The sequence below is a fragment of the Methanosarcina barkeri MS genome, from assembly GCF_000970025.1.
GTDB lineage: Archaea > Halobacteriota > Methanosarcinia > Methanosarcinales > Methanosarcinaceae > Methanosarcina > Methanosarcina barkeri.
Genome location: NZ_CP009528.1, coordinates 4,153,664 through 4,173,915 on the forward strand (window position 1 = coordinate 4,153,664; position 20,252 = coordinate 4,173,915).

Consider the following 20,252-nt stretch of genomic DNA (forward strand, 5'->3'; position numbering starts at 1 on the left):
TGTAAATCTAAATTTATACCTATTATTTAAAAATAAGCTGTGTGGGATTTCCTAGAAGATATAATTAATACAAAATGTCTCTAAATTGGGGTAAATAAATGAAGATTAGTTTCAAAAGACATTTACTGCCCACCTTGTTCCTGATAATCCTCTCAATTTTTATTTCAGGTTGCGCAGAAGAGTCCAGTGCCGAAGAAGTTTCATCTAACACTCAACCCAGTGCTGAAGAAATTGTGTCTAACATGCAGATGGAAATAGACAGTCTCGAAGACTATTCTTTTACTATGTATGTAAGTTCAACTTCAAGGTGGCAGAACCCAGAAGTGCATGAAATTATATGGAAAAAACCCGATCTAATGAAAACGAGTATTTTAAACCCGAATAAAGATACGAAAGTAATTATGGCATCTGATGGAGATTTCCAATGGATCTATAATTCTGAATCCAAGACTGTTTTCAAAACGGAGATTTCTGATGATTTTAATGATTTGAAACTCTTCGAACCTAATGTTTACGCTGAATTTGTAAATGGGATTATTCTTAATGGGAAGCTACCTTCCCTCCTCAGGGCCGAGAACATCGATGGGAAAAACGTATATGTACTTGAGCTTACCCCTTCCGAGAAAAACGAATCGCTCCAATGGAAATCAAAAATCTGGGTTGACGGAGAAAACTGGATGCTCATCAGGTGTGAACTATATGACAATGAAGGAAATCCTTATATTGAGATAGAAATCCGGGATGTGAAATTGAACACTGGAATTCCAGACTCTGAATTTGAATTTAAAGTTCCAGATGGCGCCCAGGTAAAAGTACTTGGACTTGAAGACTTCAAAAGTGAACCTCAAAAAATGACACTTGAAGAGGCAAAAGAGCTTATTGATTTTAAAATACTCACTCCTGAATATCTCCCGGAAGGATACGAATTTAATTATTCAATGGTCTCTTCCAGTATGGATACACCTTATCTAACTTTTGTACATAGTGGTTTCAGCGTTTTTGCAGGGCAGCATTACGAAAAAATCACTCTCGTATATACAAAAGGAGATAATGAAATACGTATCATCGAAGACATTTCTGAAAAAGGTTTACCTGAAACTCAGAATTTTGTAAGTGAAGGAGAAAATATTCTGGTCAATAACATGAAAGGTATGATCTCTCCAATATTTGGTGGAAATATGAAAGCTCTGACCTGGCAAGATGAGGAGCTTGAAGTCACTATCATCTCCTCTCTCGATAAGGCAGAACTACTTAATATAACAGAATCTTTTCCTGAAGCTTAATGAGCTTTCAAAAAAAATGAATAAATGTAAGGCTACAAACTTAGCCTTCCAGTTTTTCTTAAGTTTATTTCCTGAAAACGTATTTTTCTGCCAAGGTATGGATGACTATATTAGCTGCTCAAATTTCCAACTTATTTTAATGAGAAGTCGAAGTGAAGAACTGTAAATTCAAAGATTTAACAGTTTTTAAAGCGGAAAACAACGCTAACAGCAGGCTATGATTGCATATATTCTTTCTGCGCAAAACTTATACTAAGTTAATTAAAAGTAATTTATAGAGCTCGAATTTTTTAGAATGACCATTTGAACTCCACATTGCCCGGAGGCAGGAACATACTGGTTTTAATGGTACAGGCTGTCTCAAATGCAGGCCCCACAGCCTGAGCAAAGGCCTTCATCCCAGACTTTTGACTTAAGGTCAAGGTAACTTTTGCTGATTGGTTTCTGTTCTGCCATTTTTAATCACTCCCAGACGTATTTGCTTGCGAAAGGCCGGCTGCTTGCAGTTCCAATCTGTGTATAGTTTGTGTCCAGGAACTCTGCGGGGTCATACCCGAACTGCTCGCAGAAGTTCTTTATAACTGGAGCAATGCATTCAAGATCGCTTTCGGTAAACTTGAATTTCTTGGCTCCTACTCCGAGTAAGAAATAGTCAACCTCTCCACGGATAATTATTTCCCCGCCGTGGATTCCGCTTCCGATACCTCTGTCTGTCATGGCTTTGTCCTTGCCGATACCGAATACGAGCACGAGGCAACCGGCCATGTATTCTCCAAGGAAGGAATGAGTGAAGTAGACCTGTCAACCGAACTATATTCAGTTATGGTTGAAGAAGGCCGTCACGGATTGTGCCGTTTTGGGATGTTTGATATTGAGATGGTCATGGGAAATGTCTGTTTTGGTGAAATCTCGAGATATCCATCTTACTTTAACGGACCTGGTGGAATGTATGGGATGAGTCCTGCGGTTCCACTGATTGGAAGACGTGACAAAAAACTGAAAAAAGGAGATCTGGTATTCATCGATATCGGATGTGGGGTTGAAGGATATAACACGGATAAAACGACCACATACATGTTTGGATCTTCACTTCCACAATATGCCATAGATGCCCATAATAAATGTGTGGAAATACAGAACGAAGCTGCTTCAATGTTAAAAACAGGTGCGATTCCCTCGAAAATCTACAACAACATAATGAACAATCTAGATTCGGAGTTTCTACAGAATTTTATGGGCTTTGGAAAACGTAAAGTAAGATTCCTCGGACACGGAGTCGGACTGCTAATCGATGAGCTGCCTGTAACTGCAGAAGGCTTTGACGAACCCCTTCAGGAAGGAATGGTATTCCTCTCAAACCTAAAAAAGGAATAGAAAACATTGGAATGGTAGGAATTGAAAATACATTTATAGTAGCCGATAAAGGTGGAGAAAATAAAACTGTTCGAAGTTTATATTTTGAGCCATTTCAGCAACTCCGGCTCCACAGATGGGTTCACAAAATATTTTGTAAACTTGCCTTCTACTTCGGAGGAAATAATATTATCCTCCCTCAATTTTTTTATATGCCAGTGAGTAGTGCTTTTGTCTAAATTCAGCTTTTCTGAGATTTCCTGATTTGTAATCTCAGGATTTTCCAGAATATTAAGGAGTATTTGTTTTCTTGTACTGCCTTTAAGATGTGAGATTATTGTTTTATCGTTGTTTGTGAAAACATTGGAATTTTGAAATACTCTTGTGAACTTTCCTTCCTTCGTTAAAGTTAACTCCTCTTCGGCTTTGAGTGTTTTAATCTGATATCTTATAGATCCCAGACTAATTTTCAGGTTTCTTGAAATTTCAGACGGCGTACACCCTGGCTTCCTCAGCACATAACAAATAATTTTCTTTTGAGTAACATTTTTACTTAGACTCCTTATATGACCAAGAATTATGGGAGCCAGTTTGAATAAGGAAATGAAAGCAGCCAGGTATCCCAAGATATAAGCTACCTTGAATGACAAGGGAAATTCCCAGAAGGTAAGAGTCCTGTCCGCCCCGCTCATGTCAACGGTATCACCCAATTTTTTGAGCTCCTCTTCGGGTGGACAGGGACCAATGGAATATCCTCCGGTATCTGCACTGGTTACACCTACTGCGGCACTCAGAACCAGAATAAAAAGTAACATTACCTTCCACATAGCTGGTCTATAATTTGAGTGATTTCGTTATCAAATTCAGATCGTATAACCTTCTTTTCCGGCCACTCTATACCCGTATACTTGATATTTCCAGGTTCCCGCTTCAATTCCATTTGCATTTTTAATATACAGGCGAGTCCTACCGTTAACTGCTCCATCAGCGTTATCATAATAAGAACCTAGCAACGAGCCGCTAGGGGTATATATCCTGAGCCGTAGTGAATCAGTTGAATCTCCCCAGTTAAGATCCACAACGAGAAGATTTAGACCACTGCTAACTTTTTTCTCATGTAGGTTTATCTCTCCTTGAATAATGGTATCATAAACGGTCAGAATACCTATATCTTTGTCAACGATTCCAATTTCAGTACCAGGTGAGGATACTACAGTATAGTCGCTCGGGGTTTCCGCTTTTTTCACATTTTCAGCCGCTGTCGCTGTAGTGGCAGATAAAAAAAGCAGAGTTATCAATATAATGAATAATATTTTTCTTGACATTTTTAACTCTCCAGTTAATACGTGTCAAAAGAGTTTACTTAAATTTTATGGTAAAATCATCCAATAATCTAGCAAATAGCTCTATAAATTTTAAAAGAAAATTAAATTTATGTTTGAGCATGTTTTCAGTTGGATGATTTGGTCACAAATTAGTTATAAAAGTACATTTTTAAATTGACCATAGTACATTTTTAAATTGGCCATATATCTTGCTGGGTTTTTAAACTCAGCATTTTTAGAATGTGAGAGGATGAAAACCGGGAAGTTATTGTTTATAGGGATACTGATTGGGCTTGTATTATTCGGATTTTTTGAATTTTTAGGGCTTGATCCAACATACGTAGGAATTATAAGTGCGGTTATTGTAGGGACATTGATTGGTAAAAATATAGGCAAGGGCTCGGGGAAGTATGCTTTTTTTACAATATTTACGTATAATCTGATTGACTGGATTTTAGTATTTTTGTTTACCTCCGATGGAAAGCTTGCGTTACAATATGGGGGTATAGCTTTGTCTGCTCTCATCGGCTTTGTGCTCATTATGATTTTTTTCTATTCAATAATCGGGTTCTTTGGAGCATTTGTTGCTTCCAGCCTGAAAAGGAATAAACAGGATGAAGGATTATGAATTTTTATGAAGTACAGGTTATTGGGGAAGATGAAACATTTAGGGGTTCAAAAAGTAGATATGTATGGCTTTTTGGTGGAATTTTTATCTTTCTTTGTTTCCTGGCATTGCACTATAGTACTTATATATCCTTTTTATTTTCAAATTCAGAAGGTGTCCCATATACTTTAATTTCATATCTGGTGGTGTTGTCTGTCGGACCTTTTATGACTTTGATAGCATCTTTTGATATAGTAAGCAGTGAAACTGAAACCGGGTCGGTGAGATATATTATCTCCAAAGTCCACAGATCATCTTTTATCTTAGGAAAGTTTTTCTTTCTTTTTCTGGTATTTATCATCATTTCCACTGGAATTGCACTTATAAACCTGATATACCAGTATTCTGCAGTTAATTCTTTTCAGTTAGAAAACGTCGTTTTGTTCTGGATTTCTTCAAGCCTTTATCTTGGGTGCTTCATAAGTATTTTTTTATTCATCTCAACACTGTCCGCAAACAACAAAATTTCATTTACAATGTCTGTAGTTTTTCTTGGAATTTTGATATTTTTTATTTCACAGGGAAATGAAAGTTATCTAAAATATATTACTCCTTTTTTTTACGGGATTAAAAATATGGAGTTCATGAAAGGCTTCCCGGTTGAAGCTGGATATCTTACGGTTTTTGAAAGCCTGTTTTCAATGTTCCTGTACATACTGGTTTTTTTGTCCATGAGTTTGGTAGCTATTAAAAGGAGGGATTTCTAATTACTGTGGCTATTTCTACCAAAAACCTGTCCAAAAAATACGGCTCTCGCTTTGTCCTAGAAAGTCTTTCCCTGAATGTAGAAAAAGGAAGCATTTATGGCTTTTTGGGCCAGAATGGTGCCGGAAAAACAACTACAATAAAATTACTTTCAGGGCTTTCAATACCTACGCAAGGACAAATTTTTGTTGATGGTATGGACATGTCTTCCGAATCAGGAAAAGTTAAACAGGTTCTGGGCCTGGTCCCACAGGATTCGGGCTTTTATGATGAACGGACAGCCTTAAGCCATATGATATATTACGGGAGATTAAAAGGCCTGAGTAAAAAAGAAAGCCTGGAACAATCAAGGGTTTTACTGGATCAGGTTGGGCTTGGAAATGAGATGTTCAAAAAAGTAGGCTATTTTTCCCATGGCATGAAAACGCGGCTGGGAATTGCACAGGCTCTTTTGAATAGCCCAAAAGTACTGATTCTTGATGAGCCTACTAATGGTCTCGACCCTGTTGGAATCCGGCAAATCCGACAAATTCTTTTTGAATGCAATAACAATGGGATTACGATATTTCTTTCATCTCATAATCTTCTGGAAATACAGGAGATTTGTACCTATGTCGGAATTCTGGATAAAGGCAAGCTTATCGCCGAAAGTACAATTGAAAAGATCCGCCATATTGAGTCAAGTGGAGTAATTACAGTTGGAGTTTACAATCTATCTTCTGAAATAGTTCATTTAATTGAGAGTCTGGAGTTTGTCATAAAAACTGAACTGAAATCCGAACATACCCTTGAAATTTTCGTAAATTCCAATAAAGATGTCAAGCCGGAAATTAACAGATTAATTGTTGAAAGTGGAGGTCAGGTTTTTAAACTTATAGAAAATTCTCTCTCGTTGGAAGATGCGTTCTTTGAAGCTACCGGAATAAAATTTTAATTTTGGGTAGACAGTCCATCTTCATTTTTGCTTATATATCTTCAGCCTCTTGATGCTGGTTCAGATAGGATTTCTACAGAGCCGAATGAAGGCTAATTAATATTTGGAATGGGGAATTATGATAAAGAAATAGGGTCCTTCCAAATCAGTATTAAAACTAAGGGCATACAATGCTTATTTTAGCATGAAAGTACGGAATAAAACTGGCTTCCAATGCTCCTTTTGATTTTCTGCTCCTTATCAAATTTAGGCCTTCAACAACAATTCACTGATCAGTTTAGCGATGGTTTGAAAAAACATAGTTAGGACAACCTTACTACCCAGGGTAATGACGAGATAGATAGGCAAAAAAGGGTGAGGTGAAAAGTACTTTCATTTCTTTGTGCCTGTTATTCGAAGAATATCATGTGCGTTTAGATGATAGGTATGCATTTAGAGTTTCCCCAATTAAGGTACACTCTAAAAATCAATTTTTTAGAGAAATAATCGTATCCTCTTCAAATTTAATGTATTTTCGACCACATAAAAAATATAATAGTTGTTCCATTTTCCCTTATCATATTTTGGAGTAAAAAATGGAACTTGAAGCTTTAAAACAATCGCTGTCTTCATTGGATATCAATCCTGATGAAATTAAAGATGAAAGATATTGCCAATTCTTTTCACATTTTGTTTGCTATCATTGAAAAGCAGAATGAAGAGATTGAATTCCTCAAGACAGAGAACCAGAAACTTCGAGATGAAATCAACTTACTCAAAGGTGAACAAATCAAACCTAAGATTCTTGGTTCTAAAAAGAATGAAGACCTTTCTTCTGAAAAAGAAAGACGAAATAGAGACCATCTATAGGGAAAAGAACCTAAATCTAAACTGGACAAAGTAGAGGTTCATCGAACTGAAATCTGTAAAGTTGACAGATCTATTTTACCTGACGATGCGTATCCTAAAGGTTATAGGGATGTAATAGTTCAAGATATATCCATAAACCCTTTGAACACCAACTACAGGATAGAGATATTTTATTCTCCTTCGGAACATAAAACGTATTCAGGTGAACTTCCAGGTAGTATAAAGGGTGAATTTGGTCTTGGAATCAAATCTCTGATAATCACTCATAACCATGTTGCTAATGTTTCAGAGCCCAAAATACATGAGTTTCTAGAAAATATTGGTGTTCATATATCTAAAGCCACTATTTCTCGAATCTTGACAAAAGATATTGATATATTTCATCAGGAGAAAGCTGATATTTTTCTGGAAGGTCTTAAGGCTACGCCTTATCAGCAGATTGATGATACAGGTGCAAGAGTCAATGGTGTCAATTATTATACTGAGATTCTTTGTAATCCTCCCACTTTCCACAGTAAATTTTCGTAAATTCATATTTACCCGCTATCGGTTTTCAATTAAACATGGATTTATTGGACTTTTACACAGTAAGCAAAAGCCCTATGTAGTGTATTTAGAGACCAGAAAATGATATCAATCAATTTTCACAACTTTCTGCAAATAGTCTAAATTAATCATATCTCTTGCAAAAACGCTATCAGAAAAATTGGTGATTTTCAAAAAAATACTGTGGAATGTGGGATGAACCTCTCCAGGAAGGAATGATATTTGCTCTCGAACCCAAAAAGGAATTGAAAATATAGGAATGGTAGGAATTGAAAATACTTTATAGTAACTTCTAAAGGTGGATAGTTTATTACAGGAGAAAATCCGGGACTTATTCCTGTGTTTTGAATAATTATAGTCACCATTTTAAATAATGCGACATTTTGTGTGTGAATGTATGTTTCTCCCAAAACTCATCTAGTTCTTCCTTCAATACTTTCACATTCTTGAATGATTTTATTGACGTTAAGTCTTCTCTTGTCATTTTCCAACAATACTCTGTTGGGTTCCTATCTGGAGTAGCTGGAGGGAAAAGCAATATTTGCAACCAATATTTGTTTTTTTGAAAGAATTCCCTTGCCTTTTTTGATTTATGCCACGGCGCTCTGTCCATTAGAAGAAATATATTTCTTCCTATAAGTCTTGTATAAAGCTAATGTTTAATCGATGAATAGAAAACTGACATTGAAATAAAACTGTTCGAAGTTTATATTTTGAGCCATTTCAACAACTCCGGCTCCACAGACGGGTTCACAAAATATTTTGTAAACTTGCCTTTTACTTCAGAGAAAATGATATCGTCTTCCCTTAATTTTTTTATATGCCAGTGAGTAGTGCTTTTGTCTAAATTCAGTTTTTCTGAGATTTCCTGATTTGTAATTTCAGGATTTTCCAGAATATTAAGGAGTATTTGTTTTCTTGTACTGCCTTTAAGATGTGATATAATTATTTTATCGTTTTTTGTGAAAGTGTTGGAATTTTGAAAGGCTCTTGTGAACTTTCCTTCCCTCGTTAAGATCAATTTATCTTCAGCTTTGAGTGTTTTGATCTGATATCTTATAGATCCCAGGCTAATTTCCAGGTTTCTTGAAATTTCGGATGGAGTAAACCCAGGCTCATTCAGCACATAATTAATAATTCTCTTTTTGTTGACATTTTTACTTAGGCTCCTTATCTGACCAAGAATTATGGGAGCCAATTTGAAAAAGGAAAAGAAAACAGTCAAATACCCGATTATGTAAGCGATTTTGATTGACAAAGGAAATTCCCAGAATGAGTACGTCACGTCAGCACCGCTCATGTCAACAGCATCGCCCAATTTTTCAAGTTCTTCATCGGGTAGGCAGGGACCAACGGTATATCCTCCGGTGTCTGCACTGGTTATACCTAGGGTACTCAGAACCAGAATAAAAAGTAAGCTCTTTTTCAACATAGCAGCGCATAAATTGAGTAATTATGTTTGAAAATTCAGATTGTATAATCTTCTGTTCCAGTTACCCTGTACCCATATACTTCATACTTCCAAGTTCCCGGTTCAATTCCATTTGAATTTTGAATATTCAGGAGAATTCTCCCGTCAATAGCTCCATCAGCGTTATCATAATAAGAACCTAGCACCGAGCCACTAGGAGTATATATTTTAAGCCGAAGAGAGTCTGTCGAATCTCCCCAATTAAGATCTACAGCCAGAAGGGTAAGACCACTACCTACGTATTTTCCATGAAGATTTGTTTCTCCCTGACTGACGGAATCATAAACTGTCATAATACCTATATCTGTGTCAACGATACCAATTTAAGTATCATATGAAGATGCTACGATATAGCTGCTTGAGGTTTTTACGTTTTCCACATTTTCAGCTGCTGTTGCTGTAGTGGCAGATAAAAAAAGCAGGGTTGCCAATAATATAATAAATAATATCTTTCTTGACATTTTCAACTCTCCTGTTAACACTTATTAAAAGAGTTTACTTAAATTTTATGGTAAAATGTCCAATTATTTAGCAAATAACTCTATAAATCTTAAAAAAATTCAAATTTAGATATAATTATGCTTTCAGTTGGATGATTTGGTCACAAATTAATTATAAGAGTAAGTTCCTAGAAAAATATGGACATTTAAAAAGATGTTCAGTGGAGCTCAAATTCTCTCTGGAAGGTTTATTCGAACTCCACATTGCCCGGAGGCATGAGTTAGTGTTAGCTTTGCAATTATTTAAGGCTTGCTTGATCCTGTCTCTGGAGTAAAGAACAGAAGTGATCATATAATGAAGGAAAAGCTTAAGATAAGTGCAATATTTGCAGCAATACTTCTTGTGAGTATTGCTTTTGTTCCAGCTGTAAGTGCACAGACTGACATTTCTCAAAATAAAGAGTATGCTGATGCAGTAGACATTTCGAACAAAAAATCAATTTCTAATGAAGACCTCAAAAAAGTATCAGAAAACGTGAATGTATTGAAAAAAACCGATAACGAAAAGATAGTATCTTTCAAGAAACAAGATGGATCAATTGGATACGCTATTTCATGGAAAGATGAAGAGAATCCTAACAGAGTAAATTTTGCTTTTGTAAATCAGAATGAATTAGTATCCAAAAAGCTCGTATCTGCTTCAAGTCTCAATGATAGTTCGGCAGTTGCAGCAGCAATTTCTGCGGCTAGGACAAGTTTTTGGCATGGAAGTTATATTGAACAGTATGGTGACACCTTAACAGGGGGAGTGCACATCTACTTCAGCGAAAGAGATGCAAATTGGGTTGCAGATGTGGGAACAGGTGCAGCTGGAGCAATAGGTGCTATCATAGGTTCATTTTTTACACCTGCTGCTTCAATAATACTTAGTGCTCTACTCGCTGTAGCAGTGCAAACTGTTTATTGGCAGGAACAGAATTCCGATGGCAGCTTAGATGTAAGAATACCTTACGCAAATATAGCCTCAATGCTATTAACAGGTACGATTTATGTGAAAATTGGTAGTCATTGGTATTGGATTTAATTGAGTGTTGGCTGATTAAAAATCAGCCATTTTTTAATTAGGTGATAACATGGAAAGACAACGTATATTAGGGATTTTAATTTCAATTTTTATGGTTATTGGCATGATCGTACTTAGTGAAGTTGTGGCTAAAAATGTAATAAATGACTATATGTCAATCAAAATCTCACTTATGGTATCTTTTCTTATTGGGGTTCTTTTCTACTGGGCTGTTGTTAAATTGGGAATTAATTAGAGAGGACTTGCTAAATCTCTGTTTTTTACCGGTTGCCATAATAAGCCAATATGGAATCCGTAAAGATTTTGTAACTTATTAACCTGAATTTGACAATATCTACTTAAAATAAGCGCAATATTTGCGGCAATACTTCTTGTGAGTATTACTTTTGTTCCGGCTGTAAACATCTCTTTTGAAAAAACAAATGAACAAAAGATGCCAGAAAAAGTGATTTGATGGAAACTTGCTGATTAGATTAGTTTACCGACTGTTTTGGAAAATCATATAATTAGGACAATTTAAAGCTAGAATGAGAATAAAGTTAATAGCCAAAAAAAGGTAAGGTGAAAAGTACTTTTATTTCTTTGCGCCTTTCAGTCAATGAATTTAACATTTTCTTTGATGATCCTGAAAACAAAATAATAGACTACCCGATAAAAGAAATTCCGTTTCCTAGTTCTGCGCTGGCAGTTACTATACACGTTATAGCATCTATAGCCCTGCCAAAAAAAAGTACGTGGAAAATTACAGAAGTGCAAAAGTCAAAATAGCAAAAATAGAATGAAAATGAAGCTTTAGGCTTCATCTCTTAAGTTTTCTGTAGTTTATTCTGGTTTTCTTTTAAGCTTTTTCTTAGCAAGTTTTTCAATTATCCCGGTATCGATTTTTCCACCTATACTCAGTTTCTTGTTAGCAACTGCGCTTTCAAGAATATGCTGTCCTACAATAGTACGGACAACAAGAGTGGTGTAGCCGTCAGGGCTTCCAACTGAGCCGGCTGAAATATCAGCTTTGAGAGCGGTAAAGTCCGTACAGACACTGCAGCCTGGGCGAGTAGTATCCTCAAGTTCGGTAAGGGGAATTACATACTGCGTACCGTCATCGAGGGTGATTTCGAGCTTGCCCTTAACGTCAATGCGGCAAACCTTCATGGGTTCGAGAGCGTACTCGCTTTTTAGCTTGCCTGCAATAAGTTTTTCGTAGTCGAAACTTTCCGTGCAGAAAAGTCCCATGACAAAGCGAATGGATTTTTTGTATGGGCCCACAAGTTGATTGTCGGTTTCAAGCATTTTGCGAACTGCTTGAACTACGCAGGGGACTCCAACAACTGCAATGTTCCTGTACTTCCTGTTTACAACCGCTTCCTTAAGGGAATAAACAAGAGGAACCCACCAGTTGTAACGGCTTCCTGCCTGACCGACAAGGGCTTCACTTTTGGTTATTACCATTGAGTGAGGCTTGAGGGTCCAGGGATCTTCCGTAACCGTAACTACAGCATCTACAAGGCCTATATCCAGGGCGTTTGCAAGAATTGCTGTTACTGCTCCTCCACTCTGCTTTTTCGGAATATCAAACTCAGCTCTTCCAGCAGTAATTTCAAGGTAATCTCCAAGAAGGCTTGAAGGCTGTTCTTCGAGTCTCGGACAAACCTCGTAACAGGCTCCGCAGGGAACATCGTCAACAGCAGCTTTACAGTAGTTATTGCTCTTCGGATGTGTGGAATCCCCGCCTATTTCGAAGTATAGAGCATCAGCAGGGCAGACTGCAATGCAGGCCCCGCAGCCTGAGCAAAGGCCTTCGTCCCAGACTTTCGACTTAAGGTCAAGGTAACTTTTGCTAATTGGTTTCTGTTCTGCCATTTCTGATCACTCCCATACATATTTACTTGCGAAAGGACGGCTGCTTGCAGGTCCGATCCTTGTGTAGTTGGTGTCCAGGAAATCTGCGGGATCATATCCGAACTGCTCGCAGAAATTCTTTATAGTCGGGGCAATGCGTTCAAGATCGCTTTCGGTAAACTTGAATTTCTTGGCTCCTACTCCAAGTAAGAAATCGTCAACCTCTCCGCGGATAATAATTTCTCCGCCGTGGATTCCGCTTCCTATACCCCTGTCTGTCATGGCTTTATCCTCGCCGATACCAAGCACGAGCACCAGACCACCTGCCATATACTCACCGAGGAAGGAGTGGGCTGTGCCACCTACAACAAGTATAGGTCTGGCTTCCACATCATACTGTTTCATGTGGATGCCACCACGGTAGCCAATATTATTCTTTATAAAGACTTTTCCTCCTCGCATGCTGTGGGCAACTGCATCTCCTGCACTTCCGTGAATCACAAGCATTCCTTTATCCATTGTATTGCCAGGAGCATGTTCGGCATCTCCATGTACGATACAGGTCGGTCCACTCATGAAAATTCCCAGATCTCCTCCGGGAACCCCATTGACTATGATGCGAACATTACCTCTTAGTCCATCTCCTATAAAGCGCTGTCCAAGCACGTTGTCTAGTATAATTTCCTCTGCTCCGTCCTTAATCGCAGCCCTGATTTTCTGGTTTAAAGGGGTGTAGTGCATACCTTTTGCATCAATTTTTACCGTCTTCATTTCAATCAGGCTCCAGCTGGCAGTACATCCAGGATTTTAAGCATTCCTTCATCCAGCATATATCCACGCAGGCGGTCTCTATTGCCGCGCAGGCTTTCTATACTATTGATCCCTGCAGCTCCCATAAGTTCGCTCAGTTCCATAGTCCAGCCTCTAATAAGGTTTGAAACCTGAACTGCTCCTCTTTCAGGATCAAGCCTGCTCACAAGCTCTGGACGCTGGGTAGCAATACCCCAGGGACAAAGGTTTCTATAACAATTGCCACAGACTCTGCAGCCCAGAGCAACAAGAGCAGCAGTCCCGATATTAACAGCATCTGCTCCGAGAGCAATTGACTTTGCAAGATCTGCACTGCTCCTTATTCCACCACTTGCAATAATTGATATCTCGTTTCTTACGCCCTGTTCCCTGAGTTTCTGATCAACGCTTGCGATTGCAACTTCAATCGGAATTCCAACATTGTCCCTGAACACCTTGGGAGCTGCTCCAGTTCCACCACGGAACCCATCGATTACTACCGCATCTGCAGAAGAGCGGGCAATACCAGCAGCAATTGGAGCCACATTATGAACGGCTGCAATCTTAACGAAGACCGGTTTCTTCCATTCGGTTGCTTCTTTCAAGCTTCTAATAAGCTGAACAAGGTCTTCAATACTGTAAATATCATGGTGAGGAGCTGGGCTAATAGCATCACTGCCAACAGGGATCATACGGGTCCTTGAGACTTCCTCATTTACTTTTTCTCCAGGCAGGTGTCCACCTATACCCGGTTTTGCTCCCTGACCAATCTTGATCTCAATGGCAGCGCCTCTTTCAAGGTAATCGATATTTACACCGAAACGGCCTGAAGCGACCTGGACAATCATGTGGTCCTGGTAAGGGTAGAGGTCTCTGTGCAGCCCTCCCTCTCCTGTTCCCATATAGGTTCCGAGCTCTGTTACGGCTTTTGCCATACTGAGTTGGGCATTGAGGCTAATAGCTCCAAAACTCATATGTCCGATCATAATAGGAGTATTAAGTTTAAGATTTGGAGCAAGCTTTGTTTCGAGCTCTACGTCACCACTTTCGGTCTTTCTGAAGTTGAGTTTGGATGGCTTCTTTCCAATGTAAGTCCTGAGTTCCATTGGTTCTCTCAGGGGATCAATGCTCGGGTTTGTAACCTGGCAGGCATCAAGGAGAAGACGGTCATAGATAACTGGCAAATCTCTAGCGTTTCCCATTCCTGAAAGGATAATCTTTCCACTACGAGCCTGTTTAATGATATCCTCTCTGACTTCTCTTGTCCAGAGCGGATGGCTGCGGTAATCTATAGGTTTCTCTGTAAGCGTGATTGCATCCCTTGGGCACATGGCAACACAGCGAAGGCAGCCTGTACATTTTCTGGATTCGATCAGGATTTTGTCGCCTTCTCTTCTGTACACGCCATATGAACAGTTTTCAATACAGCGCCCGCAGTCCATGCATTGGTCGCGGTCAATACTGACCTTAAATTTTGGGGGCACACTTCCGAGAGTCATTCAATAAACCTCCCTATAATTGGTTCTCCTGCCCTGGGAGTGTATACATTCTTAACTTCAGGGTCAAGTACTCTTATTGCAGCTTCTTCGCTGGATATGTAGAGCCGGTTTCCATTCTCACCAACTACGAGAGGGCGCAATTTAATTCTGTCAGTAAAACCAACAATGCCATCCTCTGTTCCAACTACGATTGCAAAGGGTCCATTCATAAGGGCAGACCCGTATGTAAGGCGAACTGCTTTGTTCAACTCTGCTTCTTTCGCAGGCATCCGGTCAATATCGTCCCAGAAAGGCGGGGCAAGAGCCTTGACAATCATCTCATAAGAAAGCCCATGCTGTCTTCCAAGCAGGTCAAACAGATAAGCTACAACCTCGGTATCAGTAAACAGGGAGCACTTGTATCCATATCCTTCGACATAACGCTGGTTTGTGCCATATGAAGTAATTTCTCCGTTATGTACTACTGACCAGTTAAGAAGGTTGAAAGGATGGGCGCCTCCCCACCAGCCTGGAGAGTTTGTAGGATAACGGTTGTGTCCAAGCCAGATATATCCCTTGTAATCTTGAATTCTGTAAAAGTTTGCCACATCTTCAGGCCAGCCGGAAGCTTTGAAGACTCCCATATTTTTCCCGGAAGAAAAGATTGTAGCTCCTTTTACATTGGAATTTACTTCCATGACTATGTAAGTGACAACATCATTTTCAGAAGCCATTTTCCCTGCCATCAGGTCTTCTGAGGGCTTAAAGAAGTATCTCCATGGGATGTGTACTTTCTTTATGCCCGGCTGCGGGGTGGTCGGGATTTCTTCCTGGTGAACAATTTTTCCCCATTGTTCGAGGAGCTCATCTACCTTCTTTTTTGATTCACCTAGATTGTCAAAGAAAACATGAAGAGCATAGTAGTCTGCATACTCCGGATAAATTCCATATGCAGCATAGCCTGCCCCATCTCCACTACCTCTTTCGTTCATGAGGCTGAGGGCGGCTTTTATGCTCGACCCGTCCATTCTGGACTTTGTTCGGTCTATAAAGCCTATTATTCCACACATTTTGATCACTCTAAAAATGGATAGGAATGAATGTAACGCATATAGGTTAATAATTTTCGGGATTATTTCCGTGGCTCATTTTTGAGAATTAGTTCAAAAAACTTGCCAGCTGAAAAACTGGATTTAAGGGTAACTTTTTATCAATTTTCATAATTTATGGATATTTAACTAAGTTTGTTTCATGCAAATTATTTAATTAATGTGAGTATATAGCAACGCTTCCACATATGGTTCTACTTCATTTCATACATCGAGAGGGTCACCACTAAGGGAAGTAAGTAATTTAGTACCTATTTGACGATATATATATTTTTCTTTTTCCGGTTAAAAGTTCTTGAGGTAATGCTGCAAAGCACAACGGTTTAACCGTTTAATTTTTTCGTTTGGATTTTTATTTAAGAACCCTCTGTATTTTTATCATGGAATATTCCTTTTTAACAGACTCCACACTATCGTCTTTAGGACTTCTGTGCCTTTGCTTGTAGTGCAATTTAAGTTAATTTTTATAAAAAGTTACCTCCTGGGTACGAGGGTTTTTCAGAAGGGAAGCATTTTTATATCAATATTCAGTTCAGGCTTTAGTTTTGAAAAATATTAGGAAATTTCCCCTGCCCTGACCAGTAAAATCAATAAAAAAATATTTTATTAGTTGTGGAGTTATATTATAAAATGAGAACACACTTCCCGGAAGGAGTGTGTCTCTTCAAACAAACTTTTAATTCCGCCACAATTTTGTCGCAGTAAATTTTTTCAGTATCCACATGGGTTTTAGGATTTCTGGTATGCTTACAGCATATGTAAATATTTCTCAAGTTCCCATGGGTGAACATTTGCTTTGTATTCATCCCATTCCATCTCTTTAGCACAGAGGTAATGACTGAAAACATGTTCTCCTAGAACTTCTTTTACGAATTTGCTGCCTTTCATTTCATCAATTGCCCCTTTAAGGTCTGCAGGTAGGGAGCGAATACCTTTTTCCTCTCGTTCTTTTTCCGTAAGATGGAAAATGTTCGTGTTAGTTGGCTCTCCGGGATCAATCTTGTTCTTTATACCATCAAGCCCAGCTCTAAGCATCAGGGCAAAGGCAAGATACGGATTACACGATGGGTCTGGGCATCTTAGTTCAACTCTTGTCCCATTGCCACGGGTTGCGGGAATGCGGATAAGGGAACTTCTGTTCTTTGCAGACCAGGTGAGGTAAACCGGTGCTTCATATCCGGGTACAATTCTCTTATAGGAGTTAACAACCGGATTTGTAACAGCTGCGAATTCCTTGATATGTTTTAACAGACCACCAATATAATACATTGCTTCTTGAGAAAGCTGATCTTCACCCTCTGGATCATAGAATACATTATTGTCTCCCTTGAAGAGAGATTGATTGGTATGCATGCCTGAGCCATTTACTCCAAAGAGAGGTTTTGGCATAAAGGTAGCATAATATCCTTTATGATATGCAATTGATTTTACCACATATTTGAAAGTTATAACATTGTCAGCAGTACTCAGCACATCACCGAATCTAAAGTCAATCTCATGCTGAGAAGGTGCGACTTCGTGATGAGAGGCTTCAATCTGGAAGCCCATACTTTCGAGAGTATAGTCAATATCTCTACGTACATCCTGTGCACGGTCGAGGGGAGAGAAATCGAAGTATCCTCCATGATCCGTAAGTTCTGTGGTCGGATTTCCGTTTGCGTCAAGTTTGAAGAGGAAGAATTCCAGTTCAGGACCTACATTCATCGAGTACCCCATTTTTTTGGCTTCTTCAATTGCGCTCTTAAGAACATATCTGGGGTCTCCTTCAAACGGTTGACCATTAGGAAGATACACATCTCCAAGGATCCTGGCTACTGCGCCAGTTGTAGGTCTCCAGGGAAGGATTCTGAAAGTAGACGGGTCAAGCACAAGTTTCATGTCAGATTCTTCAATCTTTGTAAAGCCCTGGATCGAAGACCCGTCAAACATTACACCGCTTTCGAAGGCTTCTTCTAACTGTTCAACAGGAATTGCCCAGCTTTTGATGATGCCAAGTGTATCCGTAAACTGGGTACGGATAAACTTTACGTCTCTTTCTTTTACAGCCTCTAATACATCTTCTTTGGTCATACACTTCTTTATTTGCACCATTTTGATTTCCCATCCTAACTAGGCATTAGGTATCCTTTTACCTATATGATACTATATATATATTTCCCAATCTTGTAGAAAATATGGAACTGTTTAGATATATGGTAAATTGAATTGTCTTTGAGAATATTTGTGTGAGCATCCCCAGTTCGTTGAATATATTTCGAATCTCATGTATATAAAGCTCATTAAAGCTAATTCTAAAAGGAGTAAATTTCTTAGTGCGAGTTGAGTTTTCTTCCGACGGCATGTGTTTACAAAAATGCTATAAAAAGCAGCAGCAAAAACTTAGGGCTTTTTAATCCTAAGATTAATAACGCTTGGGGTATAGAATAATTTCCGGTATTGGTATGGTTCAAAAAGTTAATTTCTTCAAGCTTCTTGTCTCTGTATTGCTCTGCCAGTTTGCAGGGGCAATGGGTTCGAGATTTACAGTATCGTCTCTTGAAAATTGGTATCTTTTGCTGGAAAAGCCCGCTTTTACCCCGTCATCCCAGGCATTCTTTCCGGCCTGGGTCACACTTTATACACTTATGGGAATCTCATTATATCTTGTCTGGGAAAAAGGATTGCAAGAACAAAAAGTTAAAAAAGGAATGCTTATTTTCGGAGTTCAGTTAGGTCTTAATGTTCTCTGGTCTTTTCTCTTTTTTGAGCTAAAGTCTCCTTACTATGCTTTTGTTGAGATTATTTTGCTCTGGCTTACAATCTTTCTGACAATATTGAAATTCAGAGAAATTTCAAAAATGGCTTCTTATCTACTATTTCCTTATATTCTATGGGTTAGCTTCGCTGCACTGCTTAATTACTATCTATGGGTTCTGAACTCATGACTCAAGATTTGAAACTTATTATTGACTTCCAGAACTATTCAAACTTATTCTCATTAAAAAAAGTATTGTTTAAAACGGGTTTATTTAATTATGACTTACGCAGTTAAACTGAAAAATCAGCAGCATCAGATCGTTAGCTGTCTAAAACATGGCTTTAATCCACAACCTTTGCCGTAATTGATTTTGTTTATCAAGTGCGTAAGTCTTATTAATAATAGTTTATTTAAAATTTGTTACATAAAAATAGTTTATTCAAAACTGGTTGTTTAAAATTAGCCTACTCAAAACTGTTTTTTGTCAATATCGATTTTATTCTCCCTGAACCCATGATTTTATAGTGGAATTCTTGAATGAAATTCTTAATCGCTAAAAAAGCTGTAAAGAAAGTATACCTAGAAATCCAGAGTAAACTTTCATTTTTCAAATATCATTAACATTATCGTATTACAGAGCTCCACAGCCACAGCTTCTTCCCAGAAGGGTCGATATTCGGTGCTTCAAATGATGAATATCGTCTTCGGACATATTCTGAAGCTCTTTTTTATGCTCTTTTTCTATATGATCAAGTATATCGTTTTCAACTTCTTCCAATTCGTTGCCAGCAGCCATAAAGTTACACTTGAACCCCAGATCGCCGCATTTTATTATTTTCATAAAATCTCCTCTATGCAAACAAATCTTAATAGAAACGGTCTTTGTTGAATTAAATAAAAATATAATAAAGATTAATAGGATATAAAATTAAGTTTTTTAGAATTATTTTACAATAATCTATTCTTTCGTTGCCTTACTCAATCGGAACATACCTTGCACACATAAAACCCTCTTTGTAAGGGACTTTGATGGTAAGCATTCCATTATCGTTGACTGCAATTGCTTTTTCGGGATCTACGGGCCCATCCAGAAAAAAAGAACCCAAATACTCTACGGTTTTACTGAACGCTTTTATATAAAAGCTGTTTTCATGCATTAAAATTGTGATATTCTCACTTTTTATATCGGGAAGTTCAACTTCCAAAATAAGATGTAGATGTGTATCATCGTGATACATTGCTAGTATTGGAGTTTTCAATATTCTAGGTATTGAACTTTCCATAGTATTCTCTCCCCCTTAAAGAAGTCTGCCCTCAAATCTCTTCCCTTACTCGATTTTAACGTCCACTGCTTTCTCAAAAGGCTGCTGATAAAGTACCTTTACTTTAAGTACACCGTTTGAATAATTAGCGACCGCTTTTTCCGGGCTTACAGGACAGCAGACTGTGTAACTGTCTGCATACTCAACCCCTTCTTTGGTAGCCTTTACATAAAAGCCGCCTTCGGTAATTTTAAAAGTAATATTTTTCTTTTCGACTCCCGGAAGAACTACTTCTATTTCCAGATTTTCAAATTCATCGTCAGGATATGCACTGATAACAGGTGATAATCGCAAAATATCTACCATTATTTACCCCCAGAATAA

At 38.3% G+C, this 20,252-nt stretch carries 23 protein-coding genes and 1 pseudogene; 9 read left to right on the forward strand and 15 right to left on the reverse strand.

Annotation, left to right across the window (positions count from 1 at the left end):
- The first annotated feature begins 98 nt into the window (after nt 1–98).
- Complete coding sequence (locus MSBRM_RS16995; RefSeq protein ID WP_048156396.1) at nt 99–1,283, forward strand: outer membrane lipoprotein-sorting protein; 1,185 nt, start codon at nt 99–101, stop codon at nt 1,281–1,283.
- A gap of 462 nt (nt 1,284–1,745) precedes the next feature.
- Here the strand turns inward: MSBRM_RS16995 and MSBRM_RS17000 are convergent, their stop codons facing one another.
- The gene (locus MSBRM_RS17000; RefSeq protein ID WP_230668955.1) at nt 1,746–2,048 is read right to left on the reverse strand and encodes a hypothetical protein; all 303 of its coding nucleotides are present in this window, start codon (nt 2,046–2,048) and stop codon (nt 1,746–1,748) included.
- 18 nt (nt 2,049–2,066) lie between these two features.
- Between MSBRM_RS17000 and MSBRM_RS17005 the strand changes: the two genes are divergently transcribed.
- Nucleotides 2,067–2,657, forward strand: coding sequence for a M24 family metallopeptidase (locus MSBRM_RS17005; protein WP_230668957.1), 591 nt, complete (start codon nt 2,067–2,069; stop codon nt 2,655–2,657).
- A gap of 77 nt (nt 2,658–2,734) precedes the next feature.
- On the opposite strand, the gene MSBRM_RS17010 is transcribed toward MSBRM_RS17005, so the two are convergent.
- Both MSBRM_RS17010 and MSBRM_RS18970 read right to left on the reverse strand, forming a co-directional pair.
- Nucleotides 2,735–3,451 (reverse strand): winged helix-turn-helix transcriptional regulator, encoded by a 717-nt coding sequence (locus tag MSBRM_RS17010; RefSeq protein WP_052712937.1) that lies wholly within the window; start codon nt 3,449–3,451, stop codon nt 2,735–2,737.
- 48 nt (nt 3,452–3,499) lie between these two features.
- A complete protein-coding gene (locus MSBRM_RS18970; RefSeq protein WP_230668959.1) occupies nt 3,500–3,883 on the reverse strand; it encodes a hypothetical protein in 384 nt (127 codons plus the stop codon).
- Between the two features lie 274 nt (nt 3,884–4,157).
- On the opposite strand from MSBRM_RS18970, the gene MSBRM_RS17020 reads away from it, so the two are divergent.
- From MSBRM_RS17020 to MSBRM_RS18980, 5 genes are all read left to right on the forward strand, one after another.
- Nucleotides 4,158–4,589 (forward strand): hypothetical protein, encoded by a 432-nt coding sequence (locus MSBRM_RS17020; RefSeq protein WP_230629014.1) that lies wholly within the window; start codon nt 4,158–4,160, stop codon nt 4,587–4,589.
- A 206-nt stretch (nt 4,590–4,795) separates the two neighbouring features.
- Nucleotides 4,796–5,335: an ABC transporter permease subunit gene (locus MSBRM_RS17025; RefSeq protein ID WP_230669180.1), complete on the forward strand. Its 540-nt coding sequence runs from the start codon at nt 4,796–4,798 to the stop codon at nt 5,333–5,335.
- Between the two features lie 5 nt (nt 5,336–5,340).
- A complete protein-coding gene (locus MSBRM_RS17030; RefSeq protein WP_230668961.1) occupies nt 5,341–6,267 on the forward strand; it encodes an ABC transporter ATP-binding protein in 927 nt (308 codons plus the stop codon).
- A gap of 627 nt (nt 6,268–6,894) precedes the next feature.
- Complete coding sequence (locus MSBRM_RS18975; RefSeq protein WP_141706480.1) at nt 6,895–7,116, forward strand: hypothetical protein; 222 nt, start codon at nt 6,895–6,897, stop codon at nt 7,114–7,116.
- A 141-nt stretch (nt 7,117–7,257) separates the two neighbouring features.
- Complete coding sequence (locus MSBRM_RS18980; RefSeq protein WP_052712938.1) at nt 7,258–7,644, forward strand: hypothetical protein; 387 nt, start codon at nt 7,258–7,260, stop codon at nt 7,642–7,644.
- A gap of 376 nt (nt 7,645–8,020) precedes the next feature.
- Here MSBRM_RS18980 and MSBRM_RS17040 read toward each other — a convergent pair.
- The 4 genes and pseudogenes from MSBRM_RS17040 to MSBRM_RS20665 all read right to left on the reverse strand — a co-directional run.
- A pseudogene (locus MSBRM_RS17040) lies at nt 8,021–8,299 on the reverse strand (transposase); the annotation flags it as partial.
- Between the two features lie 69 nt (nt 8,300–8,368).
- Nucleotides 8,369–9,094, reverse strand: coding sequence for a winged helix-turn-helix transcriptional regulator (locus MSBRM_RS17045; RefSeq protein WP_048122171.1), 726 nt, complete (start codon nt 9,092–9,094; stop codon nt 8,369–8,371).
- 35 nt (nt 9,095–9,129) lie between these two features.
- The gene (locus MSBRM_RS18985; protein WP_052712939.1) at nt 9,130–9,426 is read right to left on the reverse strand and encodes a hypothetical protein; all 297 of its coding nucleotides are present in this window, start codon (nt 9,424–9,426) and stop codon (nt 9,130–9,132) included.
- A gap of 30 nt (nt 9,427–9,456) precedes the next feature.
- Nucleotides 9,457–9,594, reverse strand: a complete 138-nt coding sequence (locus MSBRM_RS20665; protein WP_155396536.1) for a hypothetical protein — start codon at nt 9,592–9,594, stop codon at nt 9,457–9,459.
- Between the two features lie 334 nt (nt 9,595–9,928).
- Between MSBRM_RS20665 and MSBRM_RS17055 the strand changes: the two genes are divergently transcribed.
- Entirely contained in the window at nt 9,929–10,657 is a 729-nt protein-coding gene (locus tag MSBRM_RS17055) for a hypothetical protein (protein ID WP_048122173.1), read from the forward strand.
- A gap of 822 nt (nt 10,658–11,479) precedes the next feature.
- On the opposite strand, the gene MSBRM_RS17070 is transcribed toward MSBRM_RS17055, so the two are convergent.
- The 5 genes from MSBRM_RS17070 to glnA all read right to left on the reverse strand — a co-directional run bounded on the left by MSBRM_RS17070 (nt 11,480) and on the right by glnA (nt 17,960).
- The gene (locus MSBRM_RS17070) at nt 11,480–12,514 is read right to left on the reverse strand and encodes a Coenzyme F420 hydrogenase/dehydrogenase, beta subunit C-terminal domain (protein WP_048156408.1); all 1,035 of its coding nucleotides are present in this window, start codon (nt 12,512–12,514) and stop codon (nt 11,480–11,482) included.
- Between the two features lie 6 nt (nt 12,515–12,520).
- The gene (locus MSBRM_RS17075; RefSeq protein WP_048122181.1) at nt 12,521–13,264 is read right to left on the reverse strand and encodes a GltB/FmdC/FwdC-like GXGXG domain-containing protein; all 744 of its coding nucleotides are present in this window, start codon (nt 13,262–13,264) and stop codon (nt 12,521–12,523) included.
- A 5-nt stretch (nt 13,265–13,269) separates the two neighbouring features.
- Nucleotides 13,270–14,781: a glutamate synthase-related protein gene (locus tag MSBRM_RS17080; protein ID WP_048122182.1), complete on the reverse strand. Its 1,512-nt coding sequence runs from the start codon at nt 14,779–14,781 to the stop codon at nt 13,270–13,272.
- Nucleotides 14,778–15,830 carry a class II glutamine amidotransferase gene (locus tag MSBRM_RS17085; protein WP_048156411.1) on the reverse strand — a complete coding sequence of 351 codons (1,053 nt, stop codon included), beginning with the start codon at nt 15,828–15,830 and terminating at the stop codon, nt 14,778–14,780. Before MSBRM_RS17085 ends, MSBRM_RS17080 begins: the two co-directional genes overlap by 4 nt.
- Nucleotides 15,831–16,616: 786 nt before the next feature.
- Nucleotides 16,617–17,960 (reverse strand): type I glutamate--ammonia ligase, encoded by a 1,344-nt coding sequence (glnA, locus tag MSBRM_RS17090; protein ID WP_048156413.1) that lies wholly within the window; start codon nt 17,958–17,960, stop codon nt 16,617–16,619.
- Between the two features lie 350 nt (nt 17,961–18,310).
- Here glnA and MSBRM_RS17095 point away from each other — a divergent pair, with 350 nt between their 5' ends.
- Nucleotides 18,311–18,793: a TspO/MBR family protein gene (locus MSBRM_RS17095; RefSeq protein WP_048156417.1), complete on the forward strand. Its 483-nt coding sequence runs from the start codon at nt 18,311–18,313 to the stop codon at nt 18,791–18,793.
- A 444-nt stretch (nt 18,794–19,237) separates the two neighbouring features.
- Here MSBRM_RS17095 and MSBRM_RS17100 read toward each other — a convergent pair whose 3' ends face one another.
- From MSBRM_RS17100 to MSBRM_RS17110, 3 genes are all read right to left on the reverse strand, one after another.
- A complete protein-coding gene (locus MSBRM_RS17100; protein WP_048156420.1) occupies nt 19,238–19,447 on the reverse strand; it encodes a DUF1059 domain-containing protein in 210 nt (69 codons plus the stop codon).
- Between the two features lie 133 nt (nt 19,448–19,580).
- Nucleotides 19,581–19,889, reverse strand: coding sequence for an Hsp20/alpha crystallin family protein (locus MSBRM_RS17105; protein ID WP_048156423.1), 309 nt, complete (start codon nt 19,887–19,889; stop codon nt 19,581–19,583).
- Nucleotides 19,890–19,934: 45 nt separating this feature from the next.
- Nucleotides 19,935–20,234 carry an Hsp20/alpha crystallin family protein gene (locus tag MSBRM_RS17110; RefSeq protein WP_048156425.1) on the reverse strand — a complete coding sequence of 100 codons (300 nt, stop codon included), beginning with the start codon at nt 20,232–20,234 and terminating at the stop codon, nt 19,935–19,937.
- Between the last annotated feature and the right edge of the window lie 18 nt (nt 20,235–20,252).

Excerpts from the sequence above, each read along its gene's own strand:
- MSBRM_RS16995 (WP_048156396.1), top strand. The coding sequence starts at position 99 with ATGAAGATTAGTTTCAAAAGACATTTACTGCCCACCTTGTTCCTGATA.
- MSBRM_RS17000 (WP_230668955.1), bottom strand. The coding sequence starts at position 2,048 with ATGGCCGGTTGCCTCGTGCTCGTATTCGGTATCGGCAAGGACAAAGCC.
- MSBRM_RS17005 (WP_230668957.1), top strand. The coding sequence starts at position 2,067 with ATGAGTGAAGTAGACCTGTCAACCGAACTATATTCAGTTATGGTTGAA.
- MSBRM_RS17010 (WP_052712937.1), bottom strand. The coding sequence starts at position 3,451 with ATGTTACTTTTTATTCTGGTTCTGAGTGCCGCAGTAGGTGTAACCAGT.
- MSBRM_RS17025 (WP_230669180.1), top strand. The coding sequence starts at position 4,796 with ATGACTTTGATAGCATCTTTTGATATAGTAAGCAGTGAAACTGAAACC.
- MSBRM_RS18975 (WP_141706480.1), top strand. The coding sequence starts at position 6,895 with ATGAAATTAAAGATGAAAGATATTGCCAATTCTTTTCACATTTTGTTT.
- MSBRM_RS17045 (WP_048122171.1), bottom strand. The coding sequence starts at position 9,094 with ATGTTGAAAAAGAGCTTACTTTTTATTCTGGTTCTGAGTACCCTAGGT.
- MSBRM_RS18985 (WP_052712939.1), bottom strand. The coding sequence starts at position 9,426 with ATGACAGTTTATGATTCCGTCAGTCAGGGAGAAACAAATCTTCATGGA.
- MSBRM_RS20665 (WP_155396536.1), bottom strand. The coding sequence starts at position 9,594 with ATGTCAAGAAAGATATTATTTATTATATTATTGGCAACCCTGCTTTTT.
- MSBRM_RS17055 (WP_048122173.1), top strand. The coding sequence starts at position 9,929 with ATGAAGGAAAAGCTTAAGATAAGTGCAATATTTGCAGCAATACTTCTT.
- MSBRM_RS17070 (WP_048156408.1), bottom strand. The coding sequence starts at position 12,514 with ATGGCAGAACAGAAACCAATTAGCAAAAGTTACCTTGACCTTAAGTCG.
- MSBRM_RS17075 (WP_048122181.1), bottom strand. The coding sequence starts at position 13,264 with ATGAAGACGGTAAAAATTGATGCAAAAGGTATGCACTACACCCCTTTA.
- MSBRM_RS17080 (WP_048122182.1), bottom strand. The coding sequence starts at position 14,781 with ATGACTCTCGGAAGTGTGCCCCCAAAATTTAAGGTCAGTATTGACCGC.
- MSBRM_RS17085 (WP_048156411.1), bottom strand. The coding sequence starts at position 15,830 with ATGTGTGGAATAATAGGCTTTATAGACCGAACAAAGTCCAGAATGGAC.
- glnA (WP_048156413.1), bottom strand. The coding sequence starts at position 17,960 with ATGGTGCAAATAAAGAAGTGTATGACCAAAGAAGATGTATTAGAGGCT.
- MSBRM_RS17095 (WP_048156417.1), top strand. The coding sequence starts at position 18,311 with ATGGTTCAAAAAGTTAATTTCTTCAAGCTTCTTGTCTCTGTATTGCTC.
- MSBRM_RS17100 (WP_048156420.1), bottom strand. The coding sequence starts at position 19,447 with ATGAAAATAATAAAATGCGGCGATCTGGGGTTCAAGTGTAACTTTATG.
- MSBRM_RS17105 (WP_048156423.1), bottom strand. The coding sequence starts at position 19,889 with ATGGAAAGTTCAATACCTAGAATATTGAAAACTCCAATACTAGCAATG.
- MSBRM_RS17110 (WP_048156425.1), bottom strand. The coding sequence starts at position 20,234 with ATGGTAGATATTTTGCGATTATCACCTGTTATCAGTGCATATCCTGAC.